Raw genomic sequence first — 24,575 nt, 5'->3', positions numbered from 1 at the left:
ATGGCCGTGTCCAGTAGGCCACGGAGGGGTCACGGTGCGCCCTTCCCCGCGAACAGCGCACCGTGTCCGGTCGATCAGAAGCGGCGCGCGCCCGCGAACGGCATCGAGGAGATCGGCGCCAGCTGCACCGGGGTGCCCGAGGTGGAGGCGTGCACGACATTGCCGTCGCCCGCGTACAGACCCGAGTGGCCGCCGCCGTAGAACGACACCATGTCGCCGGGCTGCAGGTCCTCGAAGGAGACCGGGGTGCCCGCGCCGAGCTGGGCGCCGCTGGTGCGCGGCACGTCGACACCGGCCTGCGCGTAGGACCACTGGACCAGACCCGAGCAGTCGAAGGCGTTCGGGCCCGCGGCGCCGTAGACGTAGGGGGAGCCGATCTTGCTCATCGCCGCGTCGAGGGCGATGTCGGCGGCGGTGGCGCGCGGCGCGGTGAAGGTCTGCGGCGCGGCCGGGATCTCGATGCCGGGGACACCCTGGGGCAGCGGGATCTCGTTGGGCACCTCGAAGGTGCCGATGCCGGGCACGGTCACGGGCGTCGCCGACGCGGGGGCGGCCGGCAGGAGGAACGCGCCGATGGTGGCAGCGCCGACGGCTCCGGCGGCAACGGCTCGCTGCGCCTGACGCTTGACGGTGTTGGTCGCCATGATGCGGGTACTTCCAATCTGCCCCACGACGCCGGGTCCGTATGACTCGGCGGGCTTCATCGCGCTGCGGTCGTTTCCGATGCGGCGGACTCCGTGAGGTCTCGAAAAGGTTACGAAGGCATCACGGTGGTTTGTAAAGTCGGACAAGCGTCCGTAACCGGAATTCGGTCGACCAACCGTGGAATGTCTGCGAGCTGCGTCACACCAATCACGAAACGATAACGCCAGGTCGATTCCGGCGAGCTTCCGGGCTGCTACCCGGCGCGTCGCCCGGGCTCGGTGCCGGTGGTTTCGGGGGCATCCGGGGGTGAAGTGCCAGGTCGCCAGTGATCGATGACATGCATGACACCTCGTTGGCCGACCGTCAACATGTCGGGCGCGCCGCGCCTTTCAGCATGCCGAGACTGGTAACCCCGCTTACCCGATCGTTTCGGCTCCGGTCATGTGATGATCGGCAAACTGTGAGCCCGGTCGCATTCACCGATGCTCGCGGTCATTTTGTTCGCATCGGAACGAAACACTCACCGCGAATGGCCGCCGGGCGGAGTCGTCGGCGCGGCGAAACGCCTGGTGGCCGGGGACGCGGCGGCGGCCCCCGCGCGAGCGCCCGCGCTGGCGGCAAAAACGTTGCGGCGGTTAGGGTACGGGCGGAAAGATCGCAGTTCGAAGGGGGAAACAGTGGCCGACGATCAGGTACTGGCCGACATGCTCACCATGCTCGAGCGCAGTCCGGGCGTGCTCGCCCTGCGGGTGTGCGTGATCGAGCTGCTCCTCGAGCGGGAGCGCTACGCGGACGGGTTGGCGCACTGCGGGATCGCGCTGGCCGCCGAACCGGGCAACGCGCAGGTCCTGGGCCTGATGACCCGCTGCACGGCGGCCCTGTCGGGGACGCCCGCGACGCCGGTGGTCTCCTCGGCGCAGGCGCCGACCGGCTTCGACTGGGCGGCCGCCGAGGACCAGGTCGGTGACATCATCGCCCCCGCCTTCGTCGACGCCGCGCCCACCGAATTCGTCACCGACGACGACGCCGCCACCGTCGCGCGCCCCACCCTGCGCCTGGCCGATGTGGGTGGCATGGCCGAGGTGAAGCAGCAGCTCGACCTCACCCTGTTCGGCCCGCTGCGCAATCCCGAACTGGCCGCCGCCTACGGCACCTCCGCGCGCGGCGGCCTGCTGCTCTACGGTCCGCCCGGCTGCGGCAAGACCTTCCTGGCCTCGGCGGTCGCGGGCGAGCTGGGCGCCAACTTCTATCCGATCGAGATCACCGACATCCTCGATATCTATACGGGTGCCAGCGAACGCAATGTGCACAGCGTCTTCGAGATGGCCCGGCGCAACGCCCCGTGCGTGCTGTTCCTCGACGAGGTCGACGCGCTCGGCCACAAGCGCAGCCAGATGCAGGCCTCCTCGACCATGCGCACCGTGGTCAACCAGCTGCTCACCGAACTGGATTCGGCCACCCGCGGCAACGAGGGCGTCTTCGTGCTCGGCGCCACCAACCACCCGTGGGACGTCGACGTGGCCCTGCGCAGGCCGGGCCGGTTCGACCGGATGATCTTCGTCGGCCTGCCCGACGTCGCCGCGCGCCAGGCGATCCTGCACTACCACCTGCGCGACCGCCCGGTGGCTGGCATCGACCTGGCCGCCCTGGCCGCGCGCACCGACGGCCTGTCCGGCGCCGACCTCGCGCACGTGTGCACCGCGGCCACCCAGCTGGCCATGGCCGACTCCGTGCGGACCGGCCAGGTGCGCCCGATCGGCATGCCCGACCTGGACGCCACCCTGGCCCAGGTGCGCCCGAGCACCGGCGCCTGGTTCGAATCCGCGCGCAATGTGGTGGAATTCGCCAACGGTGACGGCAGCTATGACGACCTGGCCCGGTACCTGAAGCGGATGAAGCAGCGCTGACCGCACGTCGATGAGCGAACGACATCTCGACCGGGCCGCCACCCTGATCGACCTGGGCCGGTTCGACGCCGCCCGGGCTGAACTGGCGCCGCTGCTGGCCGCCGAGCCCGACAACAGCGACGCCCACGCCCAGCTCGCCTACTCCTGGCTGCGTTCCGGCGAGAACGCCACCGCCGCCGACTCCGCGCGCACCGCGCTGCGCCTGGACCCGGACAACGTCTTCGCCTGGACGCTGCTGGCGATGAGCGAACACGGGCTGCTCGCCGACCTGTACGAATCGGATCGCGAGGCCGCCCTGCGCCACGAGGAGGCGGCGGTGCGCGCGGCCGAGCGCGGTGTCGAGCTGGATTCCTGGTCGGCCGAGAGCTATCGGGTCCTCGCGATCGTTCTCACCCACCGCGATCGGGAGGCCGCGCTGGCCGCCATCGACACCGCCCTCGAACTCGAACCGGAGCTGGCGGTGCTGCACGTGGTGCGGGGCCGGGTGCTGTGGCAGGACACCAAGGTGCGCTCGAAGCGGGCCGCGGCGGGCCGCGCGGCGATCGAGGAGGCGCTGCGGCTGGACCCGGACAACGTCCAGGCGCTGTACCTGCTCGGCAATCACGCCGTGCAGCGGCGGCGCTGGGCCGAGGCCGGGCCGTGGTTGCGGCGGGCTGCCGAGCTCGACCCGTCCTACGGTCCGGATGTCCGGTCGCTGCTGGCGAAGTTCCCCGACTACGCGCGGGAGCACGCGTTCCCGGCGGCGCGGGAGCGGCCGACGCCGCCACCGGCCCCTCCGCCACCGGCCCCTCCGCCGCCGAAGCCGACGCCGCCACCTGCCGCTCGGACGCCAACGCCACCGTCTGCCGCTCGGACGCCGCCGCCGGTACCCGCGGCGGCGGTCGAGTATCCGCCGATGCCGCCCGTGCCCGCGCGCGACCACGCCTGGCGCGCGGAGTACCTGGGCACGCCGAGGTCCGGTGCGGGCAATGGGTTCTGGGCCGCCATCGGCATCGCGCTGATCCTCGCGCTCGTGGTCGCGGGGGTCGGCGGGAACACGGACCGGGATTCGCCGTCGACCGGTCCGACCTCGCGCACCCTGCCCTCCTACTATCCGCCGCTGTCCCCGGTCCCGTTGCCGCGCACCTTCCCCGCGCATCCCTGGCCGACCGGGCACCCGTGGCCGAGCGGGTATCCCCGCCTCACCCCACCGAACTGGACGCCACCGGTCTATCGCTGAGTTCGCGCGAGTGTGTCGGACCCCCGGCCTACGCTGCCGGGCGTGCCCGAGCCCGTACTTCCGGCTGCCGCCCGTCAGCTGGCCTTCGACGAACTGGAGACCCCGCTCTACGACACCACGTTCGTCGTTGTCGACCTGGAAACCACCGGGACCAGCCCGGAGGGGGACTCGATCACCGAGATCGGGGCGGTGAAGGTGCGCGGGGGAGAGGTGCTGGGGGAGTTCGCGACCCTGGTGAATCCGGGGTTCGCGATTCCGCCCGCGATCGTGCAGATCACCGGGATCACCACGGCCATGGTGTACGAGGCGCCGCGGATCGAGGCGGTGCTGCCGGGGTTTCTCGAGTTCGCGGCCGGGGCGGTGCTGGTGGCGCACAATGCCCGCTTCGACACCGCCTTCCTGAAGGCGGCCGCGGCGCGCCAGGAGCTCGAGTGGCCGAATCCGCAGGTGCTGTGCACGGTGAAACTGGCCCGCCGGGTGCTCACCAAGGACGAGGCGCCCTCGGCCCGGCTCGGTGTGCTGGCGCGAGTGCTCGGTGCCTCGACCACGCCCACCCACCGTGCCCTCGACGACGCCCGCGCCACCGTCGACGTCCTGCACGCGCTCATCGCCCGCGTCGGAAATCAGGGCGTGCACAGCCTGACCGAGCTGCTCGACTACCTGCCCGGCGTCACCGGTACCCAGCGCGCCAAACGCACCTTCGCCGCCGACCTGCCCGCCGCGCCCGGAGTGTATCTGTTCCGCGGCCCGTCCGACGAAGTCCTCTATATAGGGACCGCGGTGAATCTGCGCCGCCGCGTCCGCACCTACTTCACCGGCTCGGAGACCCGCGGCCGCATGAAAGAGATGGTGGCACTGGCCAATCGGGTCGATCACGTGGTGTGCGCGCACGGCCTGGAAGCGGGCGTGCGCGAGCTACGTCTGCTCGCCGCGCACGCCCCGCCCTATAACCGCCGCTCGAAGTTCCCGCGCCGCGGCTGGTGGCTCACCCTCACCGACGAACCGTTCCCCCGGTTCACCACCGTGCGCGCACCCGCCCGAACAGCGTTGGGGCCGTTCACCTCTCGCGCCGACGCCCTCGATGTGGGGGCGACGATCGCCGAGTTCGCCGGGCTGCGCACCTGCCTCACGCGTCTGGCCCGCGGCGCCCGTCACAGTTGTCCACCCGCCGCCGTCGGCGGCTGCCCCGCGGCCCGCCCCGACGGCGACCTGGACCCACCCGGCTACCGCCCCGCCGTCGACGCCGTCCGTGACCTGCTCACCGGCCGCTCCGACACCCTGCTGCGCGCCATGCTCGCCCGCATCGAAACCCATTCCACCGCCGAGCATTTCGAAGCCGCCGCCCGCCTGCGCGACCGCACCGCCACCCTCGTCACCACGCTGCACCGCACCCAGCGCCTGGCCGCCCTGGCCCGCCTCGCCGAACTGATCGTCGCCCTGCCCGACGGCGCGGGCGGCTGGGAGTTCTCGGTCATCCGCCACGGCCGCCTCGCCGCCGCGGGCACCGCCCGCCGCGGCACCCCACCCATGGCCGTCGTCGACCAGATCGTCGCCGCCGCCGAAACCGTCGTCCCCGACCTGGGCGACGCGACACCCGCCGCCGACTCACCCGCCGAAGCAGGCACCCACCCGCCCGGCGCGGTCGCACCGCCCCTTCCCGATGCGGCGGTCGCGCTGTTCGACGGCGGTGCCCTGACCTACCCCGCCGAGGACGACATGCCCCCGTTGCGTGGCGCCTCGCCCGAGGAAGCCGGTGTGATCGCGCGTGCGCTCACCAGCCCCGGCGCCCGCATCGTCAGGGTCAGCGAGGGCTACTACGAACCCCGGCACGGCGCCGCGCGCTGGGCCGCCTGGGCTCAACGAGCCCGCGCCGCGGCCACCGCGCGCACCGAGGCCGAGGAATACCTCGCCGAGCGCTGACCAGTACCGACTGCGCGCCCCAGTACCGACTGCGCGCCGAAGGCGAGGAACACGCTCGCCGAGCGCTGACCGGCACACACACCGCGCGCCGACCACTGCGGGCTCGGCGTGCCCGGCGGCGCCGGGCGGCGACATTGTGGGCCGAACGCGAAAGCCATGGTGTGCGCCCACCGCGTCCGCCGTGCGATACATCGCTCGCCACGAACTCGTCGGCGAAACCCGGCGCCGCCACCGGCGGACCGGAACGCGCGGTGTGCGCGCGTCGAGCCTGCCCGAGGCGTGCGGGGAGGAATCCGGGATCATGGGGGATGTCGCGGGATCGTGGCGGATGGTGTGGACGAAAGGGTGCGACGGCGGATGTTCGTGAAGGTGTGTGGGCTGACCACCGAGGAGCAGATCGACTGGGCCGTGGAGCTCGGGTACTCGGCGATCGGGGTCATGGTCACCACCAAGAGCAAGCGGTATCGCACGCCGGAGCAAGCCAGGGCGCTGGCCGAGTACGCGCGGGGGCGGATCACCACCTTCGCGGTGGCGCTGGAGCCGGGGGAGGTGGCCGAGGTGGCCGACGCGTTCGATGTGGTGCAGCTGTATCGGTGGGCCGAGCTGCCGAATCTGGCGTTCTGCTCCTCGACGCCCCCGGAACCGGGACAGACCAGCGAATACTTCTTCTACGACGCCAGCGCGGGCTCGGGGATCTTCGAGGAGTTCCCGGAGTGGGTGCGCGCGCTGCCGGGCAAGGTCGTGCTGGCCGGGGGGCTCGACGCGGACAATGTCGCCGAGACCATCGCCCGGCACCGCCCCTACGGCGTGGACGTGTCCAGTTCGGTGGAAACGGCGCCGGGTGTGAAGAGCTACGAGCTGATGCGCCGGTTCAAAGCGGCCACCGAGCGGCACGAAGTTCTAGGCTGATCCCATGATTACCGCGATCGTGCTGATCCAGGCCGAGAACTCTCGCATCCCCGAAACCGCGCAGGCGCTCGCCGACACCGCCGGAGTCGCCGAGGTGTACTCCTGCGCGGGCGACGTGGACCTGATCGCGATCGTGCGGGTGCGCGACCACGAGCGCATCGCCGAGGTCGTCACCGCGGGCATCGACAAGGTGCCCGGCGTCGTCCGCACCACCACCCACATCGCCTTCAAGTCCTACTCCAGCGCCGATGTGGAGGCCGGATTCTCGCTGGGGGAGTGAGGCTTTCGCGGCCTCAGGCCTCGTCGAGCAGCTGGGTCAGCTCCGACCAGGTGCCCAGCAGTTTCGCCGCCGCGCCGCTGTCCACCGCGGCGGCGGCGCGCTCGATCCCGGCGCGCAGCGCGGCGTCCAGATCCAGCTCGGCGTCGCCGACCCCGCGCGACAGGTCGTAGGCCACGATCGCCGCGGCCGAGTTCAGCAGCACCGCGTCGCGCACCGCACCGGGCGCCCCGGCGAACACCTCCCGCGCGATGCGCGCGTTCTCCTGGGCGTCACCACCGCGCAGGGCGTCCAGATCCACCCGGGGGATACCCAGGGTGGTCGGGTCCAGCACGGTCTGGCGGACGTGCCCGCCGCTGACGATCCACACATCGGTGCGATCGGAGGTGGTGATCTCGTCGAGCCCGTCGCGCCCACGCACCACCAGCGCACTCGCGCCGCGCTCGGCGAACACCCCCGCGATGACCGGCGCCAGGTCGGCGAACGCGCAGCCGATCAGCCCGGCGCGCGGCTGGGCCGGGTTGGTGAGCGGGCCGAGCACGTTGAACACGGTCGGGATGCCGATCTCCTTGCGCGCCGGACCGGCGAACCGCAGCCCGGAGTGGAACAGCGGGGCGAAGCAGAAGCCGATCCCGGCCTCGCGCACCGAGCGCGCCACCGATTCCGGGCCCAGCGCCAGCTTCACGCCCAGCGCCTCGAGCACATCGGCGCCGCCCGCCTTGGACGAGGCCGCCCGGTTGCCGTGCTTGACCACCGGCACCCCACTGGCCGCCACCACCACCGAGGACATGGTGGAGATATTGACCGAACCGGAGCGGTCGCCGCCGGTGCCGACGATGTCGACCGCGTCGCCGTCGACGTGCACCAGCCGCGCGTGCCCGAGCATGCCCGCGACCATGCCGCCCAGTTCGGCGGGGGTGGGGCCCTTGATCTTCATGGCGACGCCGAAGGCGGCGATCTGGGCGGCGGTGGCGTTGTCGGTGAAGATCTCGTCGATCACCCAGGTGGTGTCGTCCGCGGCCAGGTCGCCACCGTCGGCGAGGGTTCCGAGGACCTGGGGCCAGCTGCGCACGCTCATCTGCTCCGCATCTCCGTTCGACGACACAGCACGCAACTCTGATCGGGCGCACCGGGCTGGCGCAAGGACATTTGCGCCGGAGGCGAGTTTACGGTGCCGAGCGCGGTGGCTGCAGCGCGTCCCAGCCGTCGGCGACGCCGTCGTGGCGCTGGGCCAGCCCGGCCATCCGGGAGCGTTCCTGCGAACAGCTCAGTGGATCGAGCTGTTGCACCCGCTGCAACAGCACCGGGACGAGGTCGCCGGTGGCCGGGCGGTCGCTGTCGGCGCGCTGGTAGCCGTCGTATCCGGCGATCTCGGCGGCGGCGTCGACCTGTTCGGCGGGCAGGCGCAGGTGATGACGCAGCACTGCCTCGGCCTCGCGATCGAGCTCGACGGCCCGGTCCAGGGCACTGGACGCCGACTCGGCGTCGTCGAAGCTCGACGCCACCACCACCAGATCCGGCCGCGCCGGGTCCAGCGACTCGGTCTGTCCCCCGAACAACCTGCGCCACATCCGCACCACGACCATCGCCGCCTCCTTCGTCTCAGCTTCTCCACATCCAACGCTGTCACAATGGGTCGTCGCGGGGTAGCCGCCAACACGCCGACGGCGGTTCCGGACCCCCTCTGTACGTGGGTTTTCCGATTCCCGCGACAAACTTTCGTACCCGGGTACAGCTGTCGTACTACGAAGAGTCATACTTACCCCGTGACGACCGCAGTAGGCACCCCAGGATCGGCCATTACTCAGCGTGTGCATTCGCTGAACCGGCCCAACATGGTCAGCGTCGGAACCATCATCTGGCTGTCGAGCGAGCTGATGTTCTTCGCCGGCCTCTTCGCCATGTACTTCGTTGCGCGCGCGCAGGCGCACGGCAACTGGCCCCCGGAGCCGACCGAGCTGAACATGAAGCTCGCCGTCCCGGTGACGGCCGTGCTGGTCGCTTCGTCGTTCACGTGCCAGATGGGTGTGTTCGCCGCGGAGAAGGGCGACGTGTTCGGCCTGCGCCGCTGGTACGTGATCACTCTGCTGATGGGCGCGTTCTTCGTCTTCGGCCAGGGCTACGAGTACTACCACCTGGTGCACGAGGGAACCTCGATCGCCGGCAGCTCTTACGGCTCGGTTTTCTACATCACCACCGGCTTCCACGGTCTGCACGTCATCGGCGGTCTGATCGCGTTCGTGTTCCTGCTCATCCGCACCTCGCTGAGCAAGTTCACCCCGGCCCAGGCCACCGCCGCCATCGTGGTGTCCTACTACTGGCACTTCGTCGACATCGTGTGGATCGGGCTGTTCGCCACGATCTACTTCGTCCGCTAGCGCGCGGGCGCACAGCATTTGCACAAGTCGGTTCCGTCTACTCCAAAGGGACACAGATGAGTTCATCTCCCCCGTCGGCCCCAGAGCCCGCTGGCCCCGGCACCGGTCAGGCTGCCAAGACGCGTAAGCAGCGTCGCGCCCGCCGTCGTATCGCGGGTGCTCTCGCGCTGATGGTCGGCCTGGTCGGAGCCGGCTTCCTGGCCACCGCGCTCACCCCCGAGCCCCAGGTCGCCACCGCGCACGAGGACACCTCCGCGCTGATCCGCGAGGGCAAGCAGCTCTACGACACCTCCTGCATCACCTGCCACGGTGCCAACCTGCAGGGTGTCGCCGATCGTGGTCCGAGCCTGATCGGTGTCGGCGAGGCCGCGGTCTACTTCCAGGTTTCCTCCGGCCGCATGCCGATGGCCGCCAACAGCGCGCAGGCCGTGCGCAAGCCGGAGAAGTTCGACGCGCACCAGACCGACGCGCTCGGCGCGTACGTCGCCGCCAACGGCGGTGGCCCCTCGGTGGTCCGCGACGCCAACGGCGAGGTCGCCCAGGAGTCGCTGCGCGGCGCCGACATCGCCCGTGGTTCGGAGCTGTTCCGCATGAACTGCGCCTCCTGCCACAACTTCACCGCCCGCGGCGGTGCGCTCTCCAGCGGTAAGTTCGCCCCGCCGCTGGAGCCGGCCAGTGAGGCGCAGATCTACACCGCGATGCTCACCGGCCCGCAGAACATGCCGAAGTTCTCCGACCGGCAGCTGTCGTCGGAGGAGAAGCGCGACATCGTCGCCTACATCAAGAACGCGGCCGAGGAGAAGTCCCCGGGCGGCTGGGACCTGGGTGGTTTCGGTCCGGCCACCGAGGGTCTGGCCATCTGGGTCATCGGCATCACCGCCGTGGTCGGCGCCGCGATGTGGATCGGATCCCGATCATGAGTGGACAGGAGCACAACGACATGGGTCGGGAACCGACCGAGGACGAACTGGACGCGATGTCGCGCGACGAGCTCGTCGAGCTCGGCACCGGACGGGACGACGTCGAGGTCGTGTACCGCAACGAGCGCTGGCCCGTCGAAGGCACCCGTGCCGAGAAGCGCGCCGAGCGGGCGGTGACCTTCTGGTTCGCCATCTCCGGCCTCGCCGCGGCCGCGCTCATCGGTGTCTTCCTGTTCTGGCCCTGGGAATGGAAGGGCAACCGGCAGGACGGCCACCAGGCCTACGCGCTGTTCACCCCGCTGGTCGGTCTGACCTTCGGTATCTCGGTGCTGGTCATCGGCATCGCGGTGGTGCTGATCCGCAAGCGGTTCATCCCCGCCGAGATCTCCATCCAGCAGCGCCACGACGGCCCGTCCGACGAGGTCGAGCGTCGCACCCTGGCCGCCGAACTGCAGGACGCGCTGGACTCCTCCACCCTGGGCCGCCGCAAGATGATGCTCGGTACCGCGGGCGCCGGTGTCGGCGTGCTCGGTATCGGCGCGCTGCTGGTGTTCGTCGGTGGCATGGTCAAGAACCCGTGGGCCAAGGGCGACAAGTCGCCGCTGTGGGTCTCCGGCTGGACCCCGGACTACCCGGGCGAGACCATCTACATCCGTCGCGACACCGGCCGTCCGCAGGACGTCGTGCTGGTGCGCCCGGAGGATCTGGACGCGGGCGCCATGGAGACGGTGTTCCCGTGGAAGGAGAAGTGGCGCGGCGACGAGCACGAGACGCTGCAGTCGCTGCGTGGCATCCGCAACTCCGTGATGCTGATCCGCCTGCGTACCGCCGACGCGGAGAAGGCGATCAAGCGCAAGGGCCAGGAGAGCTTCAACTTCGGCGACTACTTCGCCTACTCGAAGATCTGCACCCACCTCGGCTGCCCCACCTCGCTGTTCGAGCAGCAGACCAACCGCATCCTGTGCCCCTGCCACCAGTCGCAGTTCTCGGCGACCGAGTGGGGTAAGCCGGTCTTCGGTCCCGCCGCCCGCGCACTGCCTCAGCTGCCGATCACCGTCAACGCCGAAGGCTTCCTGGTCGCGAACGGCGACTTCATCGAGCCGCTCGGCCCGGCCTTCTGGGAGCGTCGTTCATGAGCACTCTGCTGGCGAACCAAGCCAACGAGATGGACGAGCGGTATCGCGCCGCGGCGTTCATGAAGCGGTCGATCAACAAGGTCTTCCCGACCCACTGGTCGTTCCTGCTCGGTGAGATCGCGCTGTACGCGTTCATCATCCTGCTGCTGTCGGGTATCTACCTGACGCTGTACTTCGACCCGTCGATGGCGCACGTCACCTACGACGGTGCCTACCAGCCGCTGCGCGGTGTCGGTATGTCGCGGGCCTACGAGACCGCGCTGAACATCTCCTTCGAGGTGCGCGGCGGTCTGTTCGTCCGGCAGATCCACCACTGGGCGGCCCTGCTGTTCGCGGCGTCGATCATCATCCACCTGTTCCGCATCTTCTTCACCGGCGCGTTCCGCAAGCCGCGTGAGGCGAACTGGGTGATCGGCTCGCTGCTGCTGATCCTGGCGATGTTCGAGGGCTTCTTCGGGTACTCGCTGCCCGACGACCTGCTCTCCGGTACCGGTCTGCGCGCCGCGTTCTCCGGTATCACCATCGGTGTCCCGGTCGTGGGTACCTGGCTGCACTGGCTGATGTTCGGCGGCGACTTCCCCGGCGACATCATCATCCCGCGCCTCTACATCGCGCACGTGCTGCTGCTGCCCGGCATCATCCTGGCGCTGATCGGCGCGCACGTCGCGCTGGTCTGGTACCAGAAGCACACCCAGTTCCCCGGCCCCGGCCGGACCGAGAACAACGTGGTCGGCGCGCGCATCGTGCCGGTGTTCGCCGCGGACCAGGGCGCGTTCTTCGCGTTCACCCTCGGCATCGTCGGCATCATGGGTGGTGTCCTGCAGATCAACCCGATCTGGAACCTGGGTCCGTACAACCCATCGCAGGTCTCGGCGGGTTCACAGCCCGACTTCTACATGATGTGGACCGACGGCATGGCCCGCCTGATGCCGCCGTGGGAGCTCTACCTGGGCCGCTACACGGTCCCGGCGGTGTTCTGGGTCGCGCTGGTCATGGGTCTGGTGTTCACGCTGCTGATCGCCTACCCGTGGATCGAGAAGCGGCTCACCGGCGATCACACCGCGCACCACAACCTGCTGCAGCGTCCGCGCGACGTGCCCGTGCGTACCGCCATCGGTGCCATGGCCATCGCGTTCTACGTGGTGCTCACGCTCTCGTGTGTCAACGACATCATCGCGCTGAAGTTCGACATCTCGCTGAACGCGACCACCTGGATCGGCCGCATCGGTGTGCTGCTGCTGCCGCCCATCGCGTACTTCGTGACCTACCGGTTCTGCATCGGTCTGCAGCGCAGTGACCGGGCGGTGCTCGAGCACGGCATCGAGACCGGTGTGATCAAGCGACTGCCGCACGGTGAGTACATCGAGGTGCACCAGCCGCTGGGCCCGGTCGACGACCACGGCCACGCGATCCCGCTGGAGTACCAGGGCGCCGCGGTGCCGAAGAAGATGAACAAGCTGGGTTCGGCGGGCAAGCCGGGTCTGGGCAGCTTCCTGCGCCCCGACCCCAAGGCCGAGTCCGACGCCTACTTCGAGAACGAGCACGCCGACGAGCACCGGATGCTCACCGCGCTCGCCGACGAGCAGGCGCGCGTGCACGGCGGCGACCCGAAGGGTCACTGACCGCACCCGCACGAACGCAAGGCCCCGGATCGCTCAGCGGTCCGGGGCCTTTCGTGTTGTCGCTGCTCAGAGGCGCGGGGTGCGGCGGTAGGCCTCGATGGCATCGAACTTGGCCAGGTTGTGCCGGGCGTCGGCCAGCGCGTCGTGGGCGTCGCCGGGGATCGGCGGCAGCTCCGGGCTGCCGTGCGCGACCCAGTGCTGGCGCAGCTCGTTGGTGTAGCGGGGCATCTCCTTGGGCAGCGCGGTCATATCGCCCCAGAGCTGGCACAGCGCGACATGGTCGTAGGCGGCCACCCAGGCCCACAGCTCCGGCTGCACGCTCGGTCGCGGCAGGAAGAACTTGTGCAGGTCGTCGCGGATCTGCTCACGGGTGCGATACAGCGGCGATCCCACCGGCGGCAACTTCGGCAGCACGTGCTTGCGTACCCACGGCCCGGCCCGGCTCGCGTCGAATTCGGTGGACACCGCGTAGTACTCGCGCCCGTCCTCACAGACGACACCGATCGAGATCAGATCGATCGTCGAGCCGTCCTCGATGAATTCCGAGTCGTAGAAATATCGCAGGGAGATCGCCTCTTCGTGCCGGTGGGAGGCCCGCGACGGTGCGGACCCGGACCCGGGATGGGTCGAAAAGACCCTATGCCGCGCACTTCGCGCGTACTACGCACGGGTGCGTATTCTTATCTGGTGACCTGGACCGTCGACGTACCCATTGACCGCCTGCCGGAACTGCCGCCGCTGCCCGCCGAGCTGCGCAACCGGCTCGACGCCGCCCTCGCGCGGCCCGCGCTGCAGCAGCCGTCCTGGGACGCCGACGAGGCCGCCACGATGCGTACCGTGCTCGAGAGCGTGCCGCCGATCTGCCTGCCCGCCGAGGTGGAAGAGCTCAAGACCCAGCTCGCCGCCGTGGCTCGTGGCGAGGCGTTCCTCATGCAGGGCGGTGACTGCGCGGAGACCTTCGCCGACAACACCGAACCGCACATCCGCGGCAATATCCGCACGCTGCTGCAGATGGCCGTGGTCCTCACCTACGGCGCCAGCCTGCCGGTGGTGAAGGTGGCCCGGATCGCGGGCCAGTACGCCAAGCCGCGCTCCTCGGACACCGACGCGCTGGGGCTCACCTCCTACCGCGGCGACATGGTCAACTCGCTGGTCGCCGACCAGGCGCTGCGCCGCCACGACCCGTCGCGGCTGGTGCGCGCCTACGCCAACGCCAGCGCGGCGATGAACCTGGTCCGCGCGCTCACCAGCGCGGGCATGGCCGACCTGCACAAGGTGCACGACTGGAACCGCGATTTCGTCGCCCAGTCGCCCGCGGGCGCGCGCTACGAGGCGCTGGCCGAGGAGATCGACCGCGGCCTGCGGTTCATGACCGCCTGTCAGGTCAACGACCCGAGCCTGAAATCGGCGCGCATCTACGCCTCGCACGAGGCGCTGGTGCTCGACTACGAGCGTGCCATGCTGCGCCTGAGCGAGTCCGAGACCGGCGAACCGCTGCTCTACGACCTCTCGGCGCACTTCCTGTGGATCGGTGAGCGCACCCGTCAGCTCGACGGCGCCCACATCGCGCTGGCCGAACTCCTGGCCAACCCGATCGGCCTCAAGATCGGCCCGACCACCACCCCCGACCAGGCGGTGGAGTACGTCGAGCGGCTCGACCCGAACAACGAGCCCGGCCGCCTCACCCTGGTCGCCCGGATGGGCAACGGCAAGGTGCGCGACGTGCTGCCGCCCATCATCGAGAAGGTGCAGGCCACCGGCCACCAGGTGATCTGGCAGTGCGACCCCATGCACGGCAACACCCACGAGTCCTCGACCGGTTTCAAGACCCGCCACTTCGACCGCATCGTCGACGAGGTGCAGGGTTTCTTCGAGGTGCACCGGGCCCTGGGCACCCACCCCGGCGGCCTGCACATCGAGCTGACCGGCGAGAACGTCACCGAATGCCTCGGTGGCGCCCAGGACATCTCCGACCTCGACCTCGAGGACCGCTACGAAACGGCCTGCGACCCCCGCCTCAACACCCAGCAGTCCCTCGAGCTGTCGTTCCTCGTGGCTGAGATGCTGCGTTAGCCGGAGCTCCAAACCGGCTCCGCACCCGCGACCTCGAGGAGCGGCGGCCGCGTCGCGGCCGGTCGCGGCCGGGTCGCCGGTCAGTGCTCGAAAGCGCACGCGCCGCAGGCGCGAGTCTCGAGCGCTGACCGGCGGCCCTTCGGGGCCGCGACTCGAGCGCGCCAGCGCTCAGACAGACACCAGCTCGTCGATCTGGTTGATCGCGCCGGTCGCGCCTTCGACGACGCCCATGTCGAGGACCTGCTGCAGGCCCTCGGCGGTGTCGTAGACGCTGACGTAGACGGCGGTCGTGCGGCCGCCGTCCTCGGTGAAGGTGTAGGTGTTGGTGGAGACCGGCATCGTGGTGACGGGGTTGAAGCTCTCGTCGGCGAAGCCGTCCTTGAAGCTGAACCCGGTGGGTTCGTCGACGGCGACGATCTCCCAGTACCCGGCGAACTTCTCGCCTTCGGGGGAGGTCATGTAGTAGGTGACCCGCCCGCCCGGGGTGAGCGAGTGCTCGACCACGGTCGCCGGGTAGGTGGGCGGGCCCCAGACCTTCTCCAGCTGGCGCGGGTCGGCGTAGACCTGCCAGATCCGCGCGCGGGGGGCGGCGAATTCGGCGGTGATGGTCAGGGTGCGGGTGTCGAGATCGTGGCTGACGTCGGTGACGGGCATGATTCATTCCTCCTGGTGAGGGTCGAGGGCGATGAGGTCGTCGATCCGGCCGATACGGCCGCGCCAGATCTGTTCCAATTCGGCGAGCATGCCGGCGACCGTGCGGACCGCAGCGACCTCGCCACTGGCCAGTTGTTCCCGGCCCTGGCGTCGCTTGGTCAGCAGTCCGGCACGTTCCAGCACGGCCACGTGCTTCTGGACAGCGGCGAAGCTCATGTCGTAGTTCTCCGCCAGTGCCGACACCGAATGCTCCCCGGCCAGCACGCGGCGCACGATATCGCGCCGGGTGCGGTCGGCGAGCGCGTGGAACATGGCGTCGGCCGCGTCCTCGTCGGTGTCGTTCACCCCTCCAATGTACAACCAAGTGGTTGTATGTTGTCAACCCTCGATCTGTACACTGGCGGGACCAACGAAATACCAGGGGGGAAAAGATGTTTCGGAGAACAGGTGTCGTGGCGCTACTGGCCGTGGTGATCTCGGTCGGCACGGCGGGCGCGGCGAACGCGTGGTGGCGCAACGAGGTCGCGGGACCGATGCCGACCGCCGGGTCGTGCAACGACCTGCGACAGGCCGCCTACGACCAGGCCGCGAACAACAATCTGCAGGAATTCAGCGCCGGGGAGTGCTACGACACCGGCGACGGCTGGTCCTTCCGGTTCCGCTACTGGGTACCCGACTGAGTCTCGGGTAAGCCCGGTCAGATCGGCAGCGCCGTCAGGGTGACGGTGCTGCCGGGGGGCACCAGGGCGCCGACTCCGGCCGACTGCCCGACCACGTGGCCGTTCTCGTTGGCGATGATCTGTTTCACCTCGACCTGGAGTCCGAGCTGTTGCAGCCGGTCGCGTGCCTCCTGCACGGTGTCGCTGAGCACCGAGGGCACCTTCACCGCGTTCGAGACGACCAGGGTGACGGTGTCACCGGACTGCAAGGTGGTGCCGACGGCGGGTTCGGTGGCGATCGCCTTGTCGCCCTCCACGCTCTTGTCGAACTGCACGCGGGTCTCGCGCACGGTCAGCCCCGCCGCTGTCAGGGCCTTGGTGGCGTCCTCGGTGGACTTGCCTCGGACATCGGGCACATTGACCGGTTGCGAGCCCTTGCTGCGATATACCTTCACCTGGGCGCCCATCGGCAGGATCGTCCCGGGGGCGGGCTCCACCTTGGCCAGGGAGCCTTTCGGGGCGGTACTGGCGGCTTCACCGGCGTCGATCGGCTGCAAGCCCGCGTCGCGAATGGCCTCGTTGGTGGTGCTGATATCGTCACCGGGCTTGATATCGGGGACGCGGGGCTTGCCGTTGGAGATCAGGACCGCGACCGTCGAGCTCTTGGTGACGCGCGAGCCCGCCGACGGATCGGTGCCGACGACCCCGCCCACCGGGACGGTATCGGAGGACTTCTGCCGCAGCACGGTCTCGAATCCGGCCTCCTGCAGCACCGCGACGGCCCGCTCGGAGTCCATTCCGGCGATCGGCGGCACCGCGGTGTAGCGGCCGACGCCGACCCACCAGCCGCCGATGCCGACCAGCAGGGTCAGCGCGGTGACGATGCCGACCCACATCAGCCCGGTGCGGCGCGAATGGTCCTCGGCGGGCGCGTACGGCGGGTGCTGGACGGGCTGGGCGTGGGCGTACTCGTCGGCGCGTGGACGCTGCGCGGTCACCACGCGGGTGTGCTGGGGCTGCTGCGGGGCCGGTGCCGGAACCTGGTGCGCGAGCATAGGATTCGGGGTGGCGGGGCGTTCGCCGGGATGGTGCGCGGCGCCGGTGCGGTAGCTCTCGGACAGATGCTCGGCCGAATCCCGCGGCGCGGGGACCCGATACGGCGGCAGATTCAGCAGCATCGCGATCGACTGCAGCTGCGCGGCCATCTCGTGGGCGTCGGCGAAGCGCTGCGCGGGATCGCGGGAGGTGGCTTTGGCGACCAGCGCGTCGAACTCCGGCGGCACACCGCCGATGAACTGGCTGGGGGCGGGCACGTCGTTCTCGACGCGCTGATAGGCCACGGAGAGCGAATTGTCGCCGGTGAACGGCACCCGGCCGGTGAGCAGCTCGAAGATCAGGATGCCGAAGGAGTACACGTCACTGCGCGCGTCGGCGGTGCCGGTGGTGACCTGCTCGGGGGACAGGTAGGCGGCGGTGCCCAGGATCACACTGGCGGAGGTGGTGTTTGCGGCGGCGACCGCGCGCACCAGGCCGAAATCGGCGATCTTCACCTCGCCCGCGTCGGAGATCAGCACGTTCTCCGGCTTGATGTCGCGGTGCACCAGGCCCGCGTCGTGCGCGGTGCCGATGGCGCGCAACACCGGTTCGGCGACCGCGCGCACCGCGTGCGGGGGCATCGGGCCGCGCTCGCGCAGCAGCTCGCGCAGGGTGCCGCCCTCGACCAGTTCCATGATCAGGAAGGGGTATTCGCCATCGATACCCTGGTCGTAGACGGCCACCAGCGAGTTGTGCTTGAGCTTGGCCACGGCGCGTGCCTCGAACTCGAAGCGGGTGAGGAACTGCGGATCCCCGGCGAACTTCGGATCCATCACCTTGATCGCCACCGGGCGATCGAGCCGGGTATCGGTCCCCCGGAACACCATCGACATTCCGCCGCGCGCGATCGGCGCGTCGATGCGGTAGCGCCCTTCCAGCATCTGGCCGATCAAGTGATGTCCTCCGGCTTTCACAAACTTCTCACCCCTCGCGACACTGCGACAAGCGACCCGGCCGCCCGGTGCGGCCACCACGATCGTAGCCGTGCGGGGATGGCATGCCAGCGGATGCACGCCACGTCCCGTCCATTACCGTTGTGGGGGTGAGTGCCTTCCCCTGCAGCGATGACGTGCTGCCCGACACCGAAACCCTCGTCTCGCTCCCCGAGGCCGCCGAGATACTCGGCATCCCGGTGACCGCGGTGCACCAGCTGCTGCGCGACCACCAGCTCCTCGCGATCCGCCGCAAGGGTGTCGTCGGCATTCCCGCCCGCTTCTTCGACGACAACGACGAGATCGTCCGCATGCTCCCCGGCCTGATCACGGTGATGCGCGACGGCAAGTACAGCGACGAGGAGATCCTGCGCTGGATCTACACCGCCGACGACTCGCTGCCCGGCCGCCCCGTCGACGCGCTCCACGGACCCCTCGCCCGCGAGGTCGTCCGCCGCGCCGCCGCCGAGCCCTTCTGACGGCACCGCCGAAACGTTCCGACCGCGCTCGACGGGCTGATCGGCACGAATGGCCCGCTCGGGTGCTCGCGCGCGAGCCGGTGCGCTGCCCCTTGCCTACCGCTCGGCGGACCCGGACGTGCCCCGCGACAGGGCTTCGGGCACGCGGAACCCTGCTTCCCGTCGGCCGAGTAGACGGGCCCTCGATGGGTTGCCGGGCAGCGAGGACTAGCGTCCGTAGGCCGCGGTGGCGAAACCCTTGGCGGCGACCAGGATTCGGCGGTGCCGGGGGACCGTGGCTCGGGCGGTGAAGACCTGGTGGTCAGCCGCTTCGATGCGGTCGAGGATTTCGGCGTAGAGGATCGCGGCTGTGCCGATGGCCGGGCGCACGCGGGGGTCGAGCAGGGCGATGCCCGGAGTAGCGCGGCGGTAGAGGTCGCGGTTGACGGCGATCAGGTGGGCCAGGGCCCGGCGCAGGGGTGCGTCGGTGTGCCCGGCGGCCCGGCAGGCGCGCAGCTGGGCCTCGTCGACGCCGAAGGCGGCCAGTTCGTCGGCGGGCAGGTAGATGCGGTCCCGGTCCAGATCCTCGGCGAGGTCGCGCAGGAAATTCGTGAGCTGGAACGCCTCGCCCAGGGTCGCGGCAGCGGGTTCGGCCTCCGCCACGGGCACCACCGTGCCCAGCACCGGTAACAGTTGCAGGCCGATGGCGGCGGCGGACCCACGCATGTACTCGCGCAGTTCGCCCATGGTGGCGTAGCGGGTGCGGTGGGTGGGGGTGCCGGGGATGTCCATGCGCATGGCGTCGAGGAACGTCCAGAGATGGGCGTGGTCGATGCCGTAGCGCCGGATCGTGTCGGCGGTCGCGGCCAGGATCTGGCGCCGCAGGGGATCGGTGGCGTCGATCGGGCCGTCTTCGATGGCCAGGCGCAGCTGCTTCTCGACCAGGTCGAGGTCCTCGACCGGCCGGGGACGCGTCGAACGAGCGCGGGTCTCGCGCGGGTCGAGCACGTGGGTGGGGTTGTCGGCGTGGTCGACGATGTCGTCCACCATGCGGGCGAACGCGTACAGCGCGTGCACGGCCCGGCGCTGCGGGGGCGTGAGCAGGGCGGTGGCCAGGTAATACGTGCGCCCGTGTTCGGCGGCGATGCGGCGGCAGGTGGCGTAGGCGGCGTCGAGGTCGGCCGGTCCTGCCGTGGTGCGGTCCGCGCGATCGAGAGTGGCCGGTGCGCGACCGCTCATGCGCGGACGGGCGGTGCCGTCTTCCCGGCGACAGCGGCGCGCGAACTGGCCGAGCGCAGGTGCAGGGGGTCGACGGTGCGCAGGGCCACGGCGGCCACCACGGCGGCGGCGGTGGCCAGGGCCACGTGCCAGAAGTTGTAGAGGCCGATCGAGCCGTCGGGCTGGAACACCAGCATCAGCCAGGTGCAGATCCCGACCAGCCACTGCAACGTGGTCACCGACAGGGCGAACCCGGCGGCCAGCGCCAGCGGCCAGGAGTAGTACCAGGGCAGCGCGGCGGGGGAGAGCAGCACGATCGCCACGAAGGCGATGAGGATGCCCATCACGGCCTCGCGTTCGCTGTGCCGGAACCGCCACCAGGTGGCCACCAGCACCACGACCAGCGACACCGCGCACAGCGCGCGGACCGGGTCGAGCACCGATTCCAGGCCCAGCGGGGTCACCCAGGTGATCATGTGCGAGAACACGGTGGGCAGCGAGAGCCAGTTGATGATCTTCTTCGAGCCCGACAGCGCCGTCACCCAGCCGAAGCCGACTCCGGCGATGGCCGAGGCCGCGACGAACACCAGCGCGAACACCGTCACGCCCAGACCGGCGATCTTGGCGAACATGAACAGCGGATGCGGCATGTCGGCGCTGGGCCGGGCCGCGTCGGGATGCTTGGGGTCCTCGGCGGGCACGGTCTCCGGGTGCACGGCCGCGCGTTCGGCCGCGCGGCGTTCCTTCTCGTGCAACATCCAGATCCACACCAGGAACGGCAGCGCCACGCCCGCGGTGGCCTTGATGGCGACACCGATGGCGACCACCACGATGCCCGCCACGTGATGACGCTCGAGCACCAGCGCGATCCCGGCGCACATCAGGCCGACCATCAGCATCTCGTTGTGCACGCCGCCGATCAGGTGGATCAGCACCAGCGGGTTGAGCACCGCCAGCCACAGCGCCACCGTCGGTTTGCCGCCGAGGTGCTTGGTCAGATACGGCACCGCCCACATCATCAGGGCCAGGCCCGGCAGCATCACGACGCGCAGGGCGATGGTGCCCGCGATGACGTTGTCGCCGGTGATCATGGTGATGGCGCGGCCCATGAGCAGGAACACCGGCCCGTACGGCGCGGTGGTGGTGGTCCAGACCAGACTCACGTTGTCCAGCAGCACGCCGGGATTGGCGACCGGACCCACCTGGTAGGGGTCGAATCCGTCGCGCAGCAGCGCGCCCTGGGCGAGGTAGGAGTAGGCGTCGCGGCTGAACATCGGCGCCGCGAACAGCAGCGGGGTGATCCAGATGCCGACGATGGCGCGCAGCTCGTTGAGGGTGACCGTCGCCGAGCCCTTGCCCAGCGTCGCCCGGCCCAGCCGGACCCAGGCGGTGATCATCATCAGCACGCCCGCCCAGATGAGGATCATCGACAGCGCGTACCCGTGCCCGAACCGCAACCAGGACAGGTGTAGCGCCTCGAGTAGCGGGTCGCGCTTGCGGACCGCGCCCGCGCCGAAACCGCCGAAGGTGATCATCACCGCGCCGAAAAAGCCCATCAGGGCCGCGTGGCCCTCGGGGCTGCGCGCGAAGTCGCCTGCGGTGCGCAGCCAGGTCCGGACGCCGGGGTAGGCCCCGGGGGGCAGGGGGCGCTGCGGCTCGAGAGTACGCATGGTGTCCATGGGGCCTACGGTCGTCTCGGAGGGCGGCATATTCGGTCGGTCCCCCCGGATGGTCGGCGGTCGCAACCGCGAGCTGATAAGTCGGCCGTCAGTTTACGGCTTCAACTCCGAACACTAACCCGGTGGTCGGTACCGGTGCGCGTCCGCCCACCGGTGATTCGCGCGGCGGCCAATTTGCCCGACAGCAGCGTCGTGGGCACGCCCACCCCCGGAGTGGTGCCACAACCTGCGAGAACGACGTTGTCCACACCCCTTGGCACGTTGCGTGGGCGGAACGGTCCGGTCTGCCGGAACAGGTGCGCGACCGAGAACGGCGTGCCCGCGATCATGCCCGCGGCGGCCCACGTCGCCGGTGTGTCGAGATGATCGACGGTGAAGTACTCGCTGATTCCGGTGTAGCCGCGCCGCTCCAGGGTGTCGAGCAGTTCGCGCAGGTAGGCCGGTCCGACGCGATCCCAGTCCAGGGGCGCGGCGGTCAGGTTGGGGCAGGGGGCGAGCAGCGAGAGCGGTTCGTGCCTGCCGTCGGCGCGGTCGACGAACTGGGTGTCGTCGGTGAGCGCGGGGCGGGTGAGCAGCAGCGACGGGTCGCTCATCAGCTGCCCGCGGCCCCGGCGCGCGGAGATCTCGGTGAAGGTCTCCGCCCAGGCGGCCCCGAAATCGATGGTGTGGTGCGCCTGCACCGGCCAGCGGGCGGCGACCTCGGCGGGCACGGTGCCGTGCGCGACCACGGCCGAGGGCGAGGCGCGCAGGCCGCGGCGGTGCCGCAGGCCGAAGCGGCGCAGCGAGCCCAGATCGGCGGTCACGACCACGGCATCGCAGGCGACGCGGCGCCCGTCGGTGGTCCGGACGGCGTCCGCGTGGCGATGGCCGGGGGTGCTGTCGCGCCCGGTCGCGTAGTCGATCCCGGCGACCTCGGCGCCGAGGACCAGCTCGCCGCCCGCCGCGGTGAACGCCTCGGCCAGCGCGGCGGTGATGGCGCGCATCCCGCCCTCGGGGAAGTACACGCCCAGGCAGGTGTCCATGTGCGGGATGGCGCCGTAGAGGGCCAGCGCCTTGTCCGGGACGGTGCCCGCGTAGAGCGCCTGGAAGGTGAACAGCCTGCTCAGCCGCTCGTCGCGCAGGTAGGACCGCACCCGGGGGCCGAGCTTGCCGAGCCCGCCCAGGCGGACCAGGGTGGCCAGCGAGGCCCGCGAGCGGCGGCTGCGCACGAGATCGAGCGGGGAGTCGAAGTTCGCGTCCATGAAGTCGTCGAACTCGGCGGCGTAGACGCGGCCCAGCCAGTCGCGCAGGCGCCGGTACCCGCGGGCCTCGGCCGGGCCGCAGGCGCGGGTGACCTCGGCGGCCATGGTCTCGGCGTCGTCGTAGACGCGGATATCGGTGCCGTCGGCGAAGCGGGCGTGATAGGCGGGGGCGAGGCGGTGGATGCGCAGCCCGACGCTGTCGCGGGTGTGCCCGACCGCGGCTAGCGCCTCGTCGATCAGCTCCGGGACGGTGAGCACGGTGGCCCCGGCATCGATCTCGTAGTCGGCGAAGCGGTAGCGGCCCACCCGGCCGCCGGGATGATCGGCGCGTTCCAGCACGGTCACCTGGTGCCCGGCGCCGCGCAGGTGCAGCGCGGCGGCCAGCCCGGCAAGTCCCGCGCCGACCACGACTACGTGATTCTGTTGTCCCACAGCGCTTTTCCTATCAGGCTCAGGCGGCGCGCCGGGTGGCGGCCAGTGCCATGTCGTGCAGCAGCCGCTTGGCCTGCGCGGTGGCGGTGCTGGCGGCCACCGCGGCCAGCCCGGTATCGGTGAGCTCGGTGATGCGGCGCTCCACGTCGTCGACGGCGCCCAGCTCGGTGAGCAGGGTGCGCAGCCGGTCGACGGCGGCGTCGTCGAGGTCGGTGCCGAGGCCGGTGCGGATCAGCGCGGCGTCGTCGGCGCCCGCCCGGCGGAGGGCCTCGGCGATGAGGACGGTGCGCTTGCCCTCGCGCAGGTCGTCGCCGGAGGGCTTGCCGGTGACGGCCGGGTCGCCGAACACGCCGAGCAGGTCGTCGCGGAGCTGGAAGGCGATGCCCACGTCGGTGCCGTAGGTGCGCAGGGCGGTGATCAGCTCGGCGTCGGCACCGGCCAGGGCGGCGCCCAGGTGCAGCGGGCGTTCGATGGTGTAGGCGGCGGTCTTGTAGCGGTTGATCCGCAGCGCGGCCTCGACGGATTCGTCGCAGCCCGCCTCGCCGTCGATGTCGAGCAGCTGGCCGCCGAGCACCTCGGTGCGCATGGCCGCCCACACCGGGGCGAAGCGGGCCAGCGCGGCGGGGGCGAGCCCGGCCTCGTGCACCAGGTCGTCGGCCCAGGCCAGGGCCAGATCGCCGATCAGGATGGCGACCGCGCGGCCGTATTCGGCACCGTCGCCGGGCCAGCCCGCGGCGCGGTGGCGGTCCTGATACTCGATGTGCACGGTCGGGAAACCGCGCCGGGTCCGCGAGGAGTCGATGATGTCGTCGTGCACCAGCGCGCAGGCCTGCACCAGTTCCAGCGCCGCGCAGGTGGTGAGTACCGCGGCGGCCTCGGGCCCGGCCGGATCGCCGCCCGCGCCCAGCCAGCCGGTCCAGGCGAATCCGGGCCTGCCGCGCTTGCCACCCCGGATGACGAACTGTTCCAGCGCGTCGGCGGCCTCGGTGAACACCGGCCCCAGCGGGTCGACGATCTCGCGGCGGGTCGCGAAGAACTCGCCGAGCACCTGCTCGATCGCCGCGACGAACGCGGGCGTGCCCGGCGTGAGCGCGGCCAGATCGGCCGGGGCGGCGGCGACGGTCCGGGACAGCGGGGTACCGATTCCGGCGGACAGGATGACCTCCATGGGGCGAGTGGATGGACCGGCGGTCGCACGCGG

General features: G+C 70.5%; 23 protein-coding genes. 12 read left to right on the top strand and 11 right to left on the bottom strand.

The window, feature by feature from the left end; translation table 11 throughout:
* Positions 1 to 74: 74 nt before the first annotated feature.
* Positions 75 to 644 (bottom strand): C40 family peptidase, encoded by a 570-nt coding sequence (locus tag WA675_RS19365; RefSeq protein ID WP_336086041.1) that lies wholly within the window; start codon positions 642 to 644, stop codon positions 75 to 77.
* A 678-nt stretch (positions 645 to 1,322) separates the two neighbouring features.
* Between WA675_RS19365 and WA675_RS19360 the strand changes: the two genes are divergently transcribed.
* From WA675_RS19360 to WA675_RS19340, 5 genes are all read left to right on the top strand, one after another.
* A complete protein-coding gene (locus tag WA675_RS19360) occupies positions 1,323 to 2,552 on the top strand; it encodes an ATP-binding protein (RefSeq protein ID WP_336086039.1) in 1,230 nt (409 codons plus the stop codon).
* 10 nt (positions 2,553 to 2,562) lie between these two features.
* A complete protein-coding gene (locus tag WA675_RS19355) occupies positions 2,563 to 3,771 on the top strand; it encodes a tetratricopeptide repeat protein (RefSeq protein ID WP_336086038.1) in 1,209 nt (402 codons plus the stop codon).
* Positions 3,772 to 3,813: 42 nt separating this feature from the next.
* The gene (locus WA675_RS19350; protein ID WP_336086037.1) at positions 3,814 to 5,691 is read left to right on the top strand and encodes a DEDD exonuclease domain-containing protein; all 1,878 of its coding nucleotides are present in this window, start codon (positions 3,814 to 3,816) and stop codon (positions 5,689 to 5,691) included.
* A gap of 357 nt (positions 5,692 to 6,048) precedes the next feature.
* A complete protein-coding gene (locus WA675_RS19345) occupies positions 6,049 to 6,600 on the top strand; it encodes a phosphoribosylanthranilate isomerase (RefSeq protein ID WP_336086036.1) in 552 nt (183 codons plus the stop codon).
* Between the two features lie 4 nt (positions 6,601 to 6,604).
* Positions 6,605 to 6,880: an Lrp/AsnC family transcriptional regulator gene (locus WA675_RS19340; RefSeq protein WP_336086035.1), complete on the top strand. Its 276-nt coding sequence runs from the start codon at positions 6,605 to 6,607 to the stop codon at positions 6,878 to 6,880.
* Positions 6,881 to 6,893: 13 nt separating this feature from the next.
* Here WA675_RS19340 and trpD read toward each other — a convergent pair whose 3' ends face one another.
* Positions 6,894 to 7,955 (bottom strand): anthranilate phosphoribosyltransferase, encoded by a 1,062-nt coding sequence (trpD, locus tag WA675_RS19335; protein ID WP_336086034.1) that lies wholly within the window; start codon positions 7,953 to 7,955, stop codon positions 6,894 to 6,896.
* 88 nt (positions 7,956 to 8,043) lie between these two features.
* On the bottom strand, positions 8,044 to 8,463 hold the full coding sequence (locus WA675_RS19330) for a hypothetical protein (protein ID WP_336086033.1): 420 nt from the start codon (positions 8,461 to 8,463) through the stop codon (positions 8,044 to 8,046).
* A 180-nt stretch (positions 8,464 to 8,643) separates the two neighbouring features.
* Between WA675_RS19330 and ctaE the strand changes: the two genes are divergently transcribed.
* Genes ctaE through qcrB form a run of 4 tightly spaced genes read left to right on the top strand, consistent with a single transcriptional unit; the run spans position 8,644 to position 12,933 of the window.
* On the top strand, positions 8,644 to 9,255 hold the full coding sequence (gene ctaE / locus WA675_RS19325) for an aa3-type cytochrome oxidase subunit III (RefSeq protein ID WP_278265523.1): 612 nt from the start codon (positions 8,644 to 8,646) through the stop codon (positions 9,253 to 9,255).
* Positions 9,256 to 9,311: 56 nt separating this feature from the next.
* Entirely contained in the window at positions 9,312 to 10,175 is an 864-nt protein-coding gene (gene qcrC / locus WA675_RS19320; protein WP_336086032.1) for a cytochrome bc1 complex diheme cytochrome c subunit, read from the top strand.
* Positions 10,172 to 11,311 (top strand): cytochrome bc1 complex Rieske iron-sulfur subunit, encoded by a 1,140-nt coding sequence (gene qcrA / locus WA675_RS19315; RefSeq protein ID WP_336086031.1) that lies wholly within the window; start codon positions 10,172 to 10,174, stop codon positions 11,309 to 11,311. Before qcrC ends, qcrA begins: the two co-directional genes overlap by 4 nt.
* Positions 11,308 to 12,933, top strand: coding sequence for a cytochrome bc1 complex cytochrome b subunit (qcrB, locus tag WA675_RS19310; RefSeq protein ID WP_336086030.1), 1,626 nt, complete (start codon positions 11,308 to 11,310; stop codon positions 12,931 to 12,933). Before qcrA ends, qcrB begins: the two co-directional genes overlap by 4 nt.
* Before the next feature lie 66 nt (positions 12,934 to 12,999).
* Here the strand turns inward: qcrB and WA675_RS19305 are convergent, their stop codons facing one another.
* Positions 13,000 to 13,497 (bottom strand): polyadenylate-specific 3'-exoribonuclease AS, encoded by a 498-nt coding sequence (locus WA675_RS19305; RefSeq protein WP_336086156.1) that lies wholly within the window; start codon positions 13,495 to 13,497, stop codon positions 13,000 to 13,002.
* A gap of 123 nt (positions 13,498 to 13,620) precedes the next feature.
* Between WA675_RS19305 and WA675_RS19300 the strand changes: the two genes are divergently transcribed.
* The gene (locus WA675_RS19300) at positions 13,621 to 15,006 is read left to right on the top strand and encodes a class II 3-deoxy-7-phosphoheptulonate synthase (protein ID WP_336086029.1); all 1,386 of its coding nucleotides are present in this window, start codon (positions 13,621 to 13,623) and stop codon (positions 15,004 to 15,006) included.
* 168 nt (positions 15,007 to 15,174) lie between these two features.
* Here the strand turns inward: WA675_RS19300 and WA675_RS19295 are convergent, their stop codons facing one another.
* Together WA675_RS19295 and WA675_RS19290 are read right to left on the bottom strand one after the other, a co-directional pair.
* Positions 15,175 to 15,660, bottom strand: coding sequence for an SRPBCC family protein (locus WA675_RS19295; RefSeq protein WP_336086028.1), 486 nt, complete (start codon positions 15,658 to 15,660; stop codon positions 15,175 to 15,177).
* 3 nt (positions 15,661 to 15,663) lie between these two features.
* On the bottom strand, positions 15,664 to 16,005 hold the full coding sequence (locus tag WA675_RS19290; RefSeq protein WP_336086027.1) for an ArsR/SmtB family transcription factor: 342 nt from the start codon (positions 16,003 to 16,005) through the stop codon (positions 15,664 to 15,666).
* 86 nt (positions 16,006 to 16,091) lie between these two features.
* Here WA675_RS19290 and WA675_RS19285 point away from each other — a divergent pair, with 86 nt between their 5' ends.
* Positions 16,092 to 16,340 (top strand): hypothetical protein, encoded by a 249-nt coding sequence (locus WA675_RS19285; RefSeq protein ID WP_336086026.1) that lies wholly within the window; start codon positions 16,092 to 16,094, stop codon positions 16,338 to 16,340.
* Between the two features lie 17 nt (positions 16,341 to 16,357).
* Here WA675_RS19285 and pknB read toward each other — a convergent pair whose 3' ends face one another.
* Positions 16,358 to 18,307, bottom strand: coding sequence for a Stk1 family PASTA domain-containing Ser/Thr kinase (gene pknB / locus WA675_RS19280; protein WP_336086025.1), 1,950 nt, complete (start codon positions 18,305 to 18,307; stop codon positions 16,358 to 16,360).
* Positions 18,308 to 18,456: 149 nt separating this feature from the next.
* On the opposite strand from pknB, the gene WA675_RS19275 reads away from it, so the two are divergent.
* A complete protein-coding gene (locus tag WA675_RS19275) occupies positions 18,457 to 18,825 on the top strand; it encodes an Rv2175c family DNA-binding protein (RefSeq protein ID WP_336086024.1) in 369 nt (122 codons plus the stop codon).
* 207 nt (positions 18,826 to 19,032) lie between these two features.
* Here WA675_RS19275 and WA675_RS19270 read toward each other — a convergent pair whose 3' ends face one another.
* From WA675_RS19270 to WA675_RS19255, 4 genes are all read right to left on the bottom strand, one after another.
* Positions 19,033 to 20,043, bottom strand: a complete 1,011-nt coding sequence (locus tag WA675_RS19270; protein WP_336086023.1) for a phytoene/squalene synthase family protein — start codon at positions 20,041 to 20,043, stop codon at positions 19,033 to 19,035.
* Entirely contained in the window at positions 20,040 to 21,692 is a 1,653-nt protein-coding gene (locus WA675_RS19265; RefSeq protein ID WP_336086155.1) for an alpha-(1->6)-mannopyranosyltransferase A, read from the bottom strand. The genes WA675_RS19270 and WA675_RS19265 overlap by 4 nt, the downstream gene beginning before the upstream one ends.
* 110 nt (positions 21,693 to 21,802) lie before the next feature.
* Positions 21,803 to 23,374, bottom strand: a complete 1,572-nt coding sequence (gene crtI, locus WA675_RS19260; RefSeq protein WP_336086022.1) for a phytoene desaturase family protein — start codon at positions 23,372 to 23,374, stop codon at positions 21,803 to 21,805.
* Positions 23,375 to 23,393: 19 nt separating this feature from the next.
* Complete coding sequence (locus WA675_RS19255; protein WP_336086021.1) at positions 23,394 to 24,542, bottom strand: polyprenyl synthetase family protein; 1,149 nt, start codon at positions 24,540 to 24,542, stop codon at positions 23,394 to 23,396.
* Between the last annotated feature and the right edge of the window lie 33 nt (positions 24,543 to 24,575).

The sequence above is a fragment of the Nocardia sp. SSK8 genome (assembly GCF_037034205.1).
Lineage (GTDB): Bacteria > Actinomycetota > Actinomycetes > Mycobacteriales > Mycobacteriaceae > Nocardia.
This window is presented reverse-complemented; position numbering and strand designations above follow the sequence as displayed.